The sequence below is a fragment of the Pseudomonas sp. B10 genome (assembly GCF_900156235.1).
GTDB classification, from domain to species: domain Bacteria; phylum Pseudomonadota; class Gammaproteobacteria; order Pseudomonadales; family Pseudomonadaceae; genus Aquipseudomonas; species Aquipseudomonas siliginis.
Genome location: NZ_LT707063.1, coordinates 409,470 through 421,716 on the forward strand (window position 1 = coordinate 409,470; position 12,247 = coordinate 421,716).

Here is a 12,247-nt window from a genome sequence, read left to right on the forward strand (position 1 = left end):
ATGAATCCCGCTCACCAATCCTGATCAACATGACAAATAAGAATACGTTTCAATTACTAATGCGACCGTATACCATGCGCCGCGTTTTCATTGGCGGTTTTGCCCTTCGTTCTGGCCTATTCGTAAAGGTTTTCACCTCATGCGTCGAACTCTGCTTTCCATTTGTGTGCTGCAGGCGTTGTCTTCTTCCTCGTGGGCTGAGTCAGCCGAATCGACTTCTTCAACGCTTGAGCTGGAAGCCACCGATGTGGTCGGCACAGCGGATTACGAACGGGCAGACGGCCCGGTGCAAGGCTATCGCGCGACGCGTTCGGCCAGCGCCACGCGCACCGACACTTCGATTCATGAAACCCCGCAGTCGATCAGTGTGGTCACCAAGGATGCCGTCGAAGACCTCGGCGCCACGCGTTTGCAGGATGCGCTGGATTACGCTGGCGGCGTCGGTCGCGCGAACAATTTCGGCGGGCAGGGCCTGACCACCTTCACCGTGCGCGGCTTCACCACCGGTGAGTTCTACCGCAACGGTTTCCCGATCAACCGTGGCTACCCGAACATGCCCGACGCCAATACCATCGAGCGTCTGGAAGTGCTGCGCGGCCCGGCGACCATGCTCTATGGCCGTGGCGATCCCGGCGGTACCTTCAACGTGGTGTCGAAACAGCCGTTGCCCGAGCGCACCGTCACCTTGGGCAGCCAGTTGAATGACCAAGGCATGAAGCGCGGCACCCTCGACGCTTCCGGGCCGCTGGATGAAGAAGGGCGTCTGGCCTATCGCTTGAATGTGGTGGGCGAGGGCGGCGACACCTTCCGCGATCATGTCGAGACCGAGCGCTACGGCATCACGCCGGTGCTGACCTGGCAGGCCACCGATGCGACCAAACTGATTTTCGAAGGCGATTTCATGCGCAACAACGCGCCGCTCGATCGTGGCGTGACGCGCTACCCGGCGCAGATCGGCACCGCCTCGCGCGATACCTTCTTCGGCGAGAAAGACGTCGGCAAACTGCACAACGACAACAACATGGCGCAACTGCGTTTCGAGCACATGCTCAATGACGACTGGACCCTGGGCGGTGGTTTCCAGTGGCTCGACGGCTCGCTCAAGGGCAACGCGATCGAGGCCAACGGCATTGCCGCTGACGGCCGCACGCTGGGGCGCAACTTCAACTACCGCAAGCTGGAATGGACCGACAAGGACACCCAGCTTAACCTCACCGGGCATTTTGATACTGGCGGTCTGCAGCACACCTTGCTCACCGGCATCGAGTACGAAGATTACGATTACAAGTCGATCATCCAGCGCTCCAGCGGCGCGGTCAGTGCCTACCCGATCGACATCTTCAATCCGGTTTACGGCCAGCCACGCCCGGCCCTGACCCGCACGCCGACCCACGACAAAGAGAACCTCAAGACCTACGCGGCATTCGTGCAGGATCAGGTAGCCCTCACCGACAAGCTGAAAGTGCTGGCCGGCGCACGTTTCGAGCGCTTCGAGCACGATTACGAAACCTACGTGCCCGGCGGCAAGAGCTGGCAGGCCAGCGACAACGCCTTCACCCCGCGTATCGGCATCACCTACGATTTGACCGATACCCTGGCGATCTACGCCAACACCTCGCGCTCATTCAAGCCCAACACCGGCGCCAGTCGCGAAGGCGGCGGCTTCGCTCCGGAGAAGGGTAAGTCCTACGAGATGGGCGTGAAGTGGGAAGCGCTGGATCAGCAGTTGAGCGTCGACGCGGCGATCTACCAGATCGAAAAACGCAACGTGCTGACCACCGACCCGGAGGATTCGACCTTCAGCGTCGCCGCTGGTGAAGTACGCAGCCGTGGTTTCGACGTCAACGTCACCGGCAACCTCACCCCGGAGTGGCGAGTGGTCGGCGGTTACGCTTACGTCGACGCCGAGGTGACCAAGGACAACACGCTGCGCTCCGGCACGCGCCTGCTGAACATCCCGAAGAACAGCTTCAGCCTGCTCAATATGTACGAATTCCAGGACGGCACGCTCAAAGGCCTTGGCCTTGGCACTGGCCTGAAATACGTCGACGAGCGCGCCGGGCAGACGTCCAACACCGCGTTTTCCATGGGCAGCTACACCGTGGTCGACCTGCTGAGCTTCTACAAGGTCAACGAGAAGGTGCGGCTCAATCTCGATGTGAAAAACATCTTCGATCGCGACTACGAAGAAGGCGCCTTCGGCAACGTTTACGCCTACCCGGGCGCGCCGCGAACCGTGCAGGTGGGGATTTCCTACACGCTGTAAATCGCCGCAGCGGTTGCCGCCGACCCATGCTGGCCTGAGAGTGGCATGTCGAAATCAGACATCGGCATGCCGCACTCAGGCTAGTTGCGCGGCGGCCGGGCCACGTAAGGTGAAGCATCATTTCGTCGGCAAAGCGTCTGCGTCGCTGCTTTCGCCTGAGTCGACTCAAGGAAATGATGATCGCCTGACGCACAGTCAGTGGCCCAAACGTCGATCATGAGAACAATAAGAACCCATGACTAGCCTGAACCCCAAGGACTCCAACGGTCAGTTGGCGCAAGGTTTCAAACCGCGTCACGTCACCATGCTTTCCATTGCCGGCATCATCGGCGCAGGACTTTTCGTTGGCTCAGGCCACGCCATCGCCGCCGCAGGACCTGCGGTGCTGCTCGCTTATCTGTTCTCCGGTCTGCTGGTCGTGCTGGTTATGCGCATGCTCGGCGAAATGGCCGTGGCGCATCCCGACACCGGCTCGTTTTCCACCTACGCCGATCAAGCCATTGGCCGCTGGGCCGGCTTCACCATCGGCTGGCTCTACTGGTGGTTCTGGGTGCTGGTGATTCCCATCGAAGCCTTGGCCGCCGGGCACGTGCTCAACCAGTGGTTTCCCCAGGTCGATGCGTGGTTGTTCGCCTTGCTGTCGATCGTGCTGCTGGTGATTACCAACCTGTTCAGCGTGTCGAAATACGGAGAGTTCGAATTCTGGTTCGCCATGGCCAAGGTCATCGCGATCATCGGTTTCATCGGCCTGGGTTTTGCGGTGCTGATGGGCTGGATTCCCGAGCGTGAAGCCAGTGGCTTGAGCACGCTGATGGCCGAGCACGGCGGCTTTGCGCCGAACGGCATGTCGGCGGTGGTCGGCGCGTTCATCACCATCATGTTCAGTTTCATCGGCACCGAAGCGGTGACCATCGCCGCTGCGGAATCGAACAATCCGGCGCAGAACATCGCCAAGGCCACGCGCTCGGTGATCTGGCGTATCGGCATTTTCTATTTGCTGTCGATCTTCGTGGTGATTTCCGTGGTGCCGTGGAACGACCCGCAACTCGCCTCGGTCGGTTCCTACCAGCGCGCACTGGAACTGATGAACATCCCCAACGCCAAATTCCTCGTCGACGTGGTCGTATTGATCGCGGTGGCCAGTTGCATGAACTCGTCGATCTACATTTCCTCGCGCATGCTCTATTCCTTGGGCCGACGCGGCGATGCGCCGCCGGCATTGAAGGTGACTTCGGCGGCCGGCGTGCCACGCGCGGCGGTCATTGCCAGCACGGTGATTGGCGCAGGCGTGACCTTGCTCAGCTATTTCATGCCGGCCGGACTGTTCCAGTTCCTGCTCGCCAGCTCCGGCGCAATCGCCTTGCTGGTGTATCTGGTGATCGCCATTTCGCAGTTGCGCATGCGCCGCCGACTGGAACGGGAAAAGGTCGAAATGACCCTGCGCATGTGGCTGTTTCCCTGGCTCACCTGGCTGGTCATCGCCTTTATCTGCGCGGCGTTGGCAGTGATGATGATCACCCCTGAACATCGCCTGGAAGTGACTTCGACCATTGGCCTGGCGCTGCTGATCTCGTTCATTGGCCTGATCACCAGCCGCCAGCATGGGCCGGCGGGCAGAGTGGTTGCGGTGAGCAAAGCCTAAGCAAACAATGCCTTGAGCCCAAGGGAAAACCAGCCGTTCGGGCTCGAAGGCAGATGCTCACGTTGATTGAATGAGCCCGTCAACGCGCAGGTTTCACCGGCGAGCGAGCCCATCAGTTGCGGCAGCAAAAAACTGCGTTCGCATTCGCTGGCGGACAGTCCGGTTTTCTCTTGCGGCCAAACGACGCTGGTTTCGGCAAACGGCTTCATGGCACACCTCCTCAAAATTCAAACATCCAGCACCAGGGTTTCGCTGCCCTGCGCCGGGGCGGCGCAGCAGATCAGCACTTCGTCTTCCGCCAGGCGCATGGCCGGCGGGGTGAGGTAATGCACCTGGCCGCTGGTAAGGCGGGTTTTGCAGGTGCCGCACGAGCCGCCGCGACAGCTGAACTCCGGGTTCAAGCCACGTGCCTCGGCCAGTTCCAGCAAGGTGCCGCTGCCCGGTTCCCAGCGTGCTTCCTTGCCGGACGTGGCGAACAACACCTTGACCGGCTCTTCCGCGACCGGCACTTGCGGCGGCGCCGGGGTGCTGATTTCGACATCGCGGATCAGCGTCGACGGGCCGAAGGTTTCGGCGTGGATGCGATCATCGGGAATGCGCATTTTGCGCAAGCCGTCGTACAGCGCCTGAGTGAAGCTGCCCGGGCCGCACAGGTAGAAATCGTAGTCATCCAGCGGCAGCAGGCTTTTCAGCAAGGCGATGTCGATGCGCCCAGCGTGATCGTAGCCCTGCGCTGCTGCTTCCAGCGGCGGCTGGCTGACCACGCGCAGCACCTTGACCTTGTCACCCGCGCGTGCAGCCAAGGCGTCGATTTCTTCGCGAAAGGCCAGATCCTCGACGGTGCGACTGCTTTGCACCACCCAGGTCGGGCGCATGCGGCTGATGCGTTTGCCCTGATAGACCACCTCGCGCAGCATCGACAGCAACGGCGTCACCCCAACCCCGGCGGCCAACAGCACCAGTGGCCGGCGTTCGGTGGCGTCGACGGTGAAATCGCCTTGCGGGGCGCGGGCTTCGATCAAGTCCAATGCCTGGACCCGATCATGCAGATGCGAAGACACCGAGCCATCGCGTTTGACGCTGATGCGCAGGAACTCGTCCGACGGCGCGCTGGACACGCTGTAGGTGCGGATCGACGCGGCATCTTGGCCGTCGAGCAAGACCTTGATCGGCAAGTGCTGGCCCGGTTCGAAGCGCGGCAGGCCGAAGCCATCGTTGGCTTGCAGGTAAAAGGAGCGGATCTGCGGACTCTCATCGACCACCCGCGTGACGTGCAGCGCGCGCCATTGATTGCGCAGCGCCTCGGCCTGCAAACGCTCGCGGGTCTGTTCCCAGCTGCCGGTCATTTGCGAGTTGGGCGAATCGCCTTCCGGCTGCTCGGCCCAGCGCAGTGGCAGCGCGGCCTGACGGTAAACGATGCGCTGCGGCTTGAACCGCCACAGGCGCTCGGCGCCCTGGAACGCGGCGATTTGCGGATCGTCGAGCAGCACTTCTGCGCTGCCGGTCATCTGCAACAGATCGCCGCTTTCGAAATCGATAAAGGTCAGCCCGGCGCGCGGGTTGAGCAGGATGTTGCCCAAGGTGTTGAAGAACAGATTGCCGGAGAAATCCGGGATGGTCAGGGTGCCGTCCTCGTCCATGTGCACGAAGCCGGATTTGCCGCCGCGATGGGACACATCGACCTGGCGCTCACCGTCGCGCACCACATAAGTGGCCACGTAGAACGAATCGGCGGCGGTGATCATGTCGCGCACCAAGGGTTCGCTGACCGGCAAGTCGAGCGCGGCATCGGTGGTTTCGTCGACGAAGGCGTAATGGCGCAGGTTGATGTAGCGCGGGCAGTTGCCGTAAGCCTGTGTCACGCCGATCTCAAGGATGTTGTCATCGCGGCGGCTGATATTGCCGTTCATGCGATTGCGCCGACGGGTGTGCAGCTCGATGCCGAGCATGCCGATCGCGTCGCCGGGCTGCAGGCCTTGATTGGCCGGGTCATTGGGCTGGGCGTCGAGTTTGATCTTCAACACCTGCGGCGACGGCGAATCCATGAATCCCGGTTGACCGGTGCGCAGCGTTGCCCACGGGTCTCCCTGGCCATCGACGGCGCCGAGCACGACGAAGGGCAGTTGCGCGTAGAACTCGCGGTGCTGATCCGGCATCCAGTCGCGGGCCAATTGCCGCTGGCCGACACCGACCATCATCTCCACCGCGCCGACGGCACGTTGCAGGGTCAGCTCACCTTCATGCCAGGGCGAGGGCTGCGGTTTCGACGCTGTGTCCATTTCGATTCTCCTCGGGTGCAAACGGGCCGGTGAGCCGCCAGGGGCTGAAGCTCAAGTGGGCTCATGTTCGCCCTCGGCCGGTTGCGAGGGAATGGCCAGAAACTGCAATCCACTGTTTCACTCGGTGAAATGATCCCTGCGCGCGCCTAAGGAGGCGGGTGATTATTTCACTGGCTGAAATGCTCGATTGTATTGGCTGAGGATTCCGCGATTTGCGGCAGGGGAGCAGGATGAGCCCCGTCGACACGATCAGCGGGTCGACCTCAAATAATCCAGGAGCACGTCATGTCTCAGTCAGCCGTCAAACTGTACCGCCATCCGTTGTCCGGCCACTCGCACCGCGTCGAGTTGATGTTGTCCCTGCTGGATGTGCCGACCGAACTGGTGTTCGTCGACCTGATGAAAGGCGCACACAAAACCCCTGAATTTCTCGCTCTCAACCGTTTCGGCCAGGTGCCGGTGATTGATGACAACGGTACGGTGCTCGCTGATTCCAACGGCATTCTGGTTTATCTGGCGAGCAAATACGGAAACGGCCAGTGGCTGCCGAGCGATCCGGTCGAGCAAGCCAAGGTGCAACGCTGGTTATCGGTGGCTGCCGGGCAGATCAGCTCCGGCCCGGCCACGGCGCGCTTGATCACGGTGTTCGGTGCCGGTTACGACGCGGCTGATGCAATCAAGCGTTCCCACGCTTTATTGCAAGTGATGGAAGACGAGTTGGCCAACAGCGCATTCCTTGCCGGCGACAAGGCAACCGTTGCCGATGTGGCCGCCTACACTTACGTCGCCCACGCACCGGAAGGCAATGTCTCGCTTGAGGATTACCCGAATGTGCGGGCGTGGCTCGGGCGGATCGAGGCGCTGCCGAAATTTGTCGGTATGCAGCGCACAGCGGTGGGCCTGCAAAGCGCTTGATATCAGCGCACGCCAAAAAACCTTGTGGGAGCGGGCTTGCCCGCGATAGCGGTGGGTCATTCAGCATCGTTGTTGACTGACAGAATGCCTTCGCGAGCAGGCTCGCTCCCACATGATTTCACTGTGTTTTCGAAGTTTTTTACAGGTTCCCGTCTATGGATCGTTTTCAGGAAATGCGCATGTTCCTGGCCGTGGCCGAGGAGGGTGGCTTTGCGGCGGCCGCCCGGCGTTTGAACACCTCGCCCCCCAGCGTCACCCGCGCCATTGCCGCGCTGGAGCAACGCATCGGCACGCGCCTGTTGTCGCGCACCACGCGCAGCCTGCACCTGACCGAAGCCGGGCATCGTTATCTGGACGATTGCCGAAGAATTCTGTGCGACGTTGACGAAGCCGAAGAGGCCGCTGCCGGCAGTTATCGGCTGCCGTGCGGGCATTTGAGCGTGACCGCGTCGGTGTTGTTTGGCGAGCTGTTCATCGCGCCGTTGCTGGCGCAATACGTCGACGCGTTTCCTTCAGTGCATCTGAAGGCCTTGCTGGTCGATCGTGTGGTGAACATGGCGGAAGAAGGTATCGATGTCGCCGTGCGCATCGGCCATTTGCACGAGAACAATCAGCATGCAATCAAGGTCGGCGAGGTCCGTCAGGTGATTTGCGGCACCCCCGATTACTTCGCCCGCTATGGCCGACCGCAACATCCGAACGAGTTGAGCCGCGCCAATATCGTCATGTCGTCCGCCAGTCATTTGCTCAGCGATTGGCAATTCGCCCATGCCGACGGGCCGTTGAGCTTTCGCTTCGAGCCGCGCCTGGTGGTCACCGCGAATCAGGCGGCAATCAACATCGCCAGTTCCGGTTGGGGCATTACCCGGGTGCTGTCTTATCAAGTCGCCAGCCAGGTTGCGGCCGGTGAACTGGAATTGGTGTTGCAGGCCTTTGAGCCGCCGGCGTTACCGGTGCAACTGGTCTATCTGAAACATCCGCGCGTACCGGCGAAGGTGCGCACGTTTGTCGATTTCCTCAGCGAACGTCTACAACATCATCCAGCGCTGAAAGCCGTGAACAGGGTTCACGGCTAAGGCTTCAAGTTTCAATTCAGCGATGAATCACTTCGCGGCCGCAGCGGTTTCGATCAGGCTGGCAACGGCTTTCGGGTTGGACACCATCACCACGTGCGACGCGCCTTTGACCACGACGGTCTGCTTGGAGTGCGCGCGCTCGGCCATGAACGCCAGGGCTTGCGCCGGGATGTTCTTGTCCTGGTCACCGTAGACGAAGTACGACGGCACGGTTTTCCATGCAGGCTCGGTGGCGGCTTCGTTGAGCGCGGCGACGGTCACCGGGCGCTGAGTCGCGGCCATCAACTTCGCATCTGCCGGGGAAACATCGGCTGCGAACTGCTCATGGAATTTGTCCTGCTGGATGTACAAATCCTTGCCACCATCGGCCAGCTCAACCGGGGCCGACAGGGTCGGGCCAAGGGTGCTGCCAGGGAAGCGGCCGGACAATTCGGCTGCGGTTTCACCCTTTTCCGGGGCGAACGCGGCGACGTACACCAGCGCTTTGACATTGGCATTGCCGTAAGCGGCTTCGCTGATCACCGGGCCACCGTAAGAGTGGCCGACCAGCACCACCGGAGTTTTCACGCTGGCCAGCACATCCGCCACCGATTGCGCATCACTCTTGACCGAGCGCAGCGGGTTGGCCGCAGCGATCACCGGATAGCCATCCTTCTCGAGAATCTTGACCACGCCGTTCCAGCTGCTCGAATCGGCGAATGCGCCGTGTACCAGCACCACGGTAGGTTTGACCGGTGCGGCGAACGCTGCGGTGGCGCCAAACATGGCGGCGGTAAGGGCGAGGGTAGCGAAGACTTTGTTCATGGTGATGTCCTGTCGATTGGTTAAGGTAGGAATTGAAGCGACAGTGGTATTTAGCGCGCTAAATGTGTCAGTTGTGTGTGCGCACGGCCGAACTTCGCATGCGTATGTATCTGTGTCGGCAAATGCTACACGCTGATACAAAGCGACCCATCCGCTCAGATCGCGCGGCGGATCTTGCCCGGGGCCTCGCCGTAGATTTCCTTGAATTTCTTGCTGAATGCAGCTTGCGACTGGTAGCCGACCTGCACGGCAATGTCATTCAGGCCCAGATGCGAATGGCTGAGCAGGCTGAACGCCAGCTCCATGCGCAGCTGGGTCAGCAGCACCCACGGCGACACGCCAGCGACCCGGGCGAAGGTGCGCATGAACGTTGCACGAGACATGTTCGCGGTGTCGGCCATGGCTTCGATGGTCCACTCGTGCGCCGGGTCGGCCAGTATCGCCTGACAGGTGCGGCCGAGGCGCTGGTCGCCGAGCAGCGCCAGGGTGCTCTTGTCCTGCTCCGCACGGGCCAGGTGCGCACGCAGAATCAAGGTGAACAAGGCTTGGGACAGTGAATCGAGGAGGAACCGCGCGCCCGGCTGTTCGCTGTCGGCTTCGCTGCGCAACAGCGCAATCAGGGCGGTCAGTGGCGCATCAATCGGCAAGCCATCGTTGGCAATCAACAGGTAATCGGGGAGGGCGGCGAACAGCATCGACGCGCGGTTGTAATGAAAGCCACCGCAGAGCATGTCCAGATCGGCGCTCGCGCCACCCAGCCGATAGATCGGCAACACCCCGCCGGGAATCAGCGTTGGCGACATCGGCGCTACGTTCTTGCCGGCACTGTGCAGCATATGCGGCGTGCCCCGTGGCAACAAAAGAATGTCGCCGGCGCGCATCGCCAGACGTTGTCCGCTGGCCAGCTCAACCCGGCATTCACCCTTGAGCACGATGTGATAGGGCGCCTTGCCCAAGGCTTCCTGTTGATGATCGCGCGCCCAGTCGCCTTGGAACTGGCAGCGCAGATCAAGACTGCCGCGCACGTTGGCCAGGCTGATGAGTTTATCGAGCGAGTTCATTGGCACCCATCACGAAGAAATCCGCAAAGTTGAGACGATTGAGCAAGACGTTGAGCATGACCGACAAAAGCGCGATTCGGTAGCACCGCAGACTGACTCCACTTTCATTGATCTGGAGACGTCGCATGTTCACCTCAATCAACGCCGGACTACAACAGCTCGGCAAACTCGATCGCCTCGGTATCCCGCTGATGCGCGTGGCCATCGCCATCGTCTTCCTGTGGATCGGCGCGCTGAAATTCGTCCCGTACGAAGCCGACAGCATCACGCCCTTCGTCGCCAACAGCCCGGTGATGTCGTTCTTCTACGAGCACCCGCAGGAATACAAGGCGCACCTGACCCATGAGGGCGAGCTGAACGCCGACAAGCGCGCCTGGCAGACCGCGAACAACACCTATGGCTTTTCCACCGGGCTTGGCGTGGTGGAAATTCTCATCGGTCTGCTGGTCCTGTCCAATCCGCTTTCTCGCCGTACCGGCCTGCTCGGCGGTGCCTTGGCGTTCGCCACGCCGCTGGTGACCCTGAGCTTTCTGATCACCACGCCGGAAGCATGGGTCGCTGCGCTGGGTGATGGTCAGCACGGCTTTCCCTATCTGTCCGGTGCCGGACGCCTGGTGCTCAAGGACGTTCTGATGCTCGCCGGAGCCCTGCCGGTAATGGCCGATTCCGCGCGCCAATTGCTGACTGAACGTCAGGCCTGAATTCCTCCTCCTTTATAGAGAGATCACAGCATGAAAACGTTTATTGCTTTGACCCTGGCCATCCTCGCCGGCAACGTGTTCGCCGCCACCGAACCTGCGCAGACCGGCGTGCCACTGGACATCGCCAAAACCATCAGCATCACCGACACCAGCGCCGCCTGCGGAATTGTTCCGGTGGAGGTCGTCTATGAAGACAGCCAGGGTCAGCGGCATGTCGCCACTTACAGCGTTTTAGGCGATGGCTGCGGTGGTGATTAGCTCAGGTTTGGCCCAACGCTGCAGCGGACTCGAATTGCTCAGTCCGCTGCTGCGTTTCCGGAACAGCGATCAACAGCAGCAGGAATGCAGCCGCTGCAACTCCTGCAAGGGTCAGGAATGCCGCGCTGTAACCGGCGGCCTCGACGACAAATCCGGCCAGCCCATTGCTCAGCGCCGCGCCCAGACCAAACGCTGTAGTCAGCGCGCCGAGGCTGACATTGAAATGCCCGGAGCCGAGGGTCAGATCCTTGACCATCACCGGGAACAGCGCGCCGAACAGCCCAGCGCCGACGCCGTCGAGCAACTGCACGGCGACCAGCCAGTACGGATCATCCGAGAAGGTGTAGAGCAACCCGCGCAGCGGCAGGATCAGAAAACCCGCCAGCAATAACGGTTTGCGCCCCCAGACATCGGCTTTCGCACCGGCCAGCAGCGCCATTGGCACCATCACCAGTTGCGCGGCGACGATGCACGCCGACGTCAGCGGTGTGGCCATGTGCAAATTGGCTTGGGCGAGTTTCTGGCTCACCAGCGGCAGCATCGCCGCGTTGGCCAAGTGGAACAGCGCGCAGCACAGGGCAAACATCAGCAACGGGCGATTGCTCAGCAGTATCTTGAACCCGGACGGCTGATGGCTTTGATCGCCAGGCTGCAACCCGCGTGCGACGTCATGATCAATCGCCTCGGCCGAGACGAACAGCACGGCAATCACGCTGGCCAGGGCCATGACCGCCATCAGATAAAACACCGCCACCGGACCGAACAGATACGCAAACAAACCGGCCAACAACGCCGCGCACGCGTTGCCGGCGTGGTTGAACGTCTCGTTGCGACCGGTGCGCCGGGTGAATGCTCGCGGGCCGGTGATGCCCAGGGTGATCGCGGAAATGGCCGGGGCAAAAATAGATGCTGCCGCCGCGCTCAAGGCTTGAGTCAACGCCACCAGACTGAATGACGAAATGAACGGCAGCAGCAGACAACTCACCGTCACCAACAGCGCGGCGATGATGACCAGCGCCCGTTTCGCCCGGCTGCTGTCAACCAGCGCACCAGCGGGCGTCTGCGTGATCAGTGCGGCGATACCGGCAAGGGTCATGACCACGCCGATACTGGCCGGGTCCCAGTGGTGCACGGCGAGCAAGTAGATGGCGAGGTACGGCCCGAGGCCGTCGCGGACATCGGCGAGAAAGAAATTCAGACTGTCCAGCGAGCGGTTGTTGCGGCGATCGAGATGGCTGATCACGA

The 12,247-nt window shown here is 61.4% G+C and carries 11 protein-coding genes; 6 read left to right on the plus strand and 5 right to left on the minus strand.

Features of this window, described 5'->3' with window-relative positions; genetic code table 11:
• Window positions 1-139: 139 nt before the first annotated feature.
• The gene (locus BXA01_RS01775) at window positions 140-2,266 is read left to right on the plus strand and encodes a TonB-dependent siderophore receptor (RefSeq protein WP_076562859.1); all 2,127 of its coding nucleotides are present in this window, start codon (window positions 140-142) and stop codon (window positions 2,264-2,266) included.
• 235 nt (window positions 2,267-2,501) lie between these two features.
• The gene (gene gabP, locus BXA01_RS01780; RefSeq protein WP_076562860.1) at window positions 2,502-3,908 is read left to right on the plus strand and encodes a GABA permease; all 1,407 of its coding nucleotides are present in this window, start codon (window positions 2,502-2,504) and stop codon (window positions 3,906-3,908) included.
• Here the strand turns inward: gabP and BXA01_RS01785 are convergent.
• Both BXA01_RS01785 and BXA01_RS01790 read right to left on the minus strand, forming a co-directional pair.
• Window positions 3,905-4,117 carry a hypothetical protein gene (locus tag BXA01_RS01785; protein WP_076562862.1) on the minus strand — a complete coding sequence of 71 codons (213 nt, stop codon included), beginning with the start codon at window positions 4,115-4,117 and terminating at the stop codon, window positions 3,905-3,907. The genes gabP and BXA01_RS01785 overlap by 4 nt on opposite strands.
• 18 nt (window positions 4,118-4,135) lie before the next feature.
• The gene (locus BXA01_RS01790) at window positions 4,136-6,187 is read right to left on the minus strand and encodes a 2Fe-2S iron-sulfur cluster-binding protein (RefSeq protein ID WP_076562864.1); all 2,052 of its coding nucleotides are present in this window, start codon (window positions 6,185-6,187) and stop codon (window positions 4,136-4,138) included.
• A gap of 285 nt (window positions 6,188-6,472) precedes the next feature.
• Here BXA01_RS01790 and BXA01_RS01795 point away from each other — a divergent pair, with 285 nt between their 5' ends.
• Entirely contained in the window at window positions 6,473-7,102 is a 630-nt protein-coding gene (locus BXA01_RS01795; protein ID WP_076562865.1) for a glutathione S-transferase family protein, read from the plus strand.
• A 155-nt stretch (window positions 7,103-7,257) separates the two neighbouring features.
• On the plus strand, window positions 7,258-8,178 hold the full coding sequence (locus BXA01_RS01800; RefSeq protein WP_076562867.1) for a LysR family transcriptional regulator: 921 nt from the start codon (window positions 7,258-7,260) through the stop codon (window positions 8,176-8,178).
• A 27-nt stretch (window positions 8,179-8,205) separates the two neighbouring features.
• On the opposite strand, the gene BXA01_RS01805 is transcribed toward BXA01_RS01800, so the two are convergent.
• Together BXA01_RS01805 and BXA01_RS01810 are read right to left on the minus strand one after the other, a co-directional pair.
• Window positions 8,206-8,982: an alpha/beta fold hydrolase gene (locus BXA01_RS01805; RefSeq protein ID WP_073476253.1), complete on the minus strand. Its 777-nt coding sequence runs from the start codon at window positions 8,980-8,982 to the stop codon at window positions 8,206-8,208.
• A gap of 155 nt (window positions 8,983-9,137) precedes the next feature.
• Window positions 9,138-10,043 (minus strand): AraC family transcriptional regulator, encoded by a 906-nt coding sequence (locus BXA01_RS01810; protein ID WP_076562869.1) that lies wholly within the window; start codon window positions 10,041-10,043, stop codon window positions 9,138-9,140.
• Window positions 10,044-10,168: 125 nt separating this feature from the next.
• Between BXA01_RS01810 and rclC the strand changes: the two genes are divergently transcribed.
• Together rclC and BXA01_RS01820 are read left to right on the plus strand one after the other, a co-directional pair.
• Window positions 10,169-10,744: a reactive chlorine resistance membrane protein RclC gene (gene rclC / locus BXA01_RS01815; RefSeq protein WP_076562871.1), complete on the plus strand. Its 576-nt coding sequence runs from the start codon at window positions 10,169-10,171 to the stop codon at window positions 10,742-10,744.
• A 30-nt stretch (window positions 10,745-10,774) separates the two neighbouring features.
• Window positions 10,775-11,002, plus strand: a complete 228-nt coding sequence (locus BXA01_RS01820; protein ID WP_076562873.1) for a DUF2790 domain-containing protein — start codon at window positions 10,775-10,777, stop codon at window positions 11,000-11,002.
• Window position 11,003: 1 nt separating this feature from the next.
• Here the strand turns inward: BXA01_RS01820 and BXA01_RS01825 are convergent, their stop codons facing one another.
• On the minus strand, window positions 11,004-12,245 hold the full coding sequence (locus BXA01_RS01825; RefSeq protein ID WP_076562875.1) for an MFS transporter: 1,242 nt from the start codon (window positions 12,243-12,245) through the stop codon (window positions 11,004-11,006).
• Window positions 12,246-12,247: the final 2 nt, after the last annotated feature.

Bases quoted from the DNA above. Each gene is read 5' to 3' on its own strand.
- BXA01_RS01820 (WP_076562873.1), top strand. From the start codon at position 10,775: ATGAAAACGTTTATTGCTTTGACCCTGGCCATCCTCGCCGGCAACGTG.
- BXA01_RS01805 (WP_073476253.1), bottom strand. From the start codon at position 8,982: ATGAACAAAGTCTTCGCTACCCTCGCCCTTACCGCCGCCATGTTTGGC.
- BXA01_RS01795 (WP_076562865.1), top strand. From the start codon at position 6,473: ATGTCTCAGTCAGCCGTCAAACTGTACCGCCATCCGTTGTCCGGCCAC.
- BXA01_RS01810 (WP_076562869.1), bottom strand. From the start codon at position 10,043: ATGAACTCGCTCGATAAACTCATCAGCCTGGCCAACGTGCGCGGCAGT.
- BXA01_RS01790 (WP_076562864.1), bottom strand. From the start codon at position 6,187: ATGGACACAGCGTCGAAACCGCAGCCCTCGCCCTGGCATGAAGGTGAG.
- BXA01_RS01785 (WP_076562862.1), bottom strand. From the start codon at position 4,117: ATGAAGCCGTTTGCCGAAACCAGCGTCGTTTGGCCGCAAGAGAAAACC.
- BXA01_RS01775 (WP_076562859.1), top strand. From the start codon at position 140: ATGCGTCGAACTCTGCTTTCCATTTGTGTGCTGCAGGCGTTGTCTTCT.
- gabP (WP_076562860.1), top strand. From the start codon at position 2,502: ATGACTAGCCTGAACCCCAAGGACTCCAACGGTCAGTTGGCGCAAGGT.
- BXA01_RS01800 (WP_076562867.1), top strand. From the start codon at position 7,258: ATGGATCGTTTTCAGGAAATGCGCATGTTCCTGGCCGTGGCCGAGGAG.
- rclC (WP_076562871.1), top strand. From the start codon at position 10,169: ATGTTCACCTCAATCAACGCCGGACTACAACAGCTCGGCAAACTCGAT.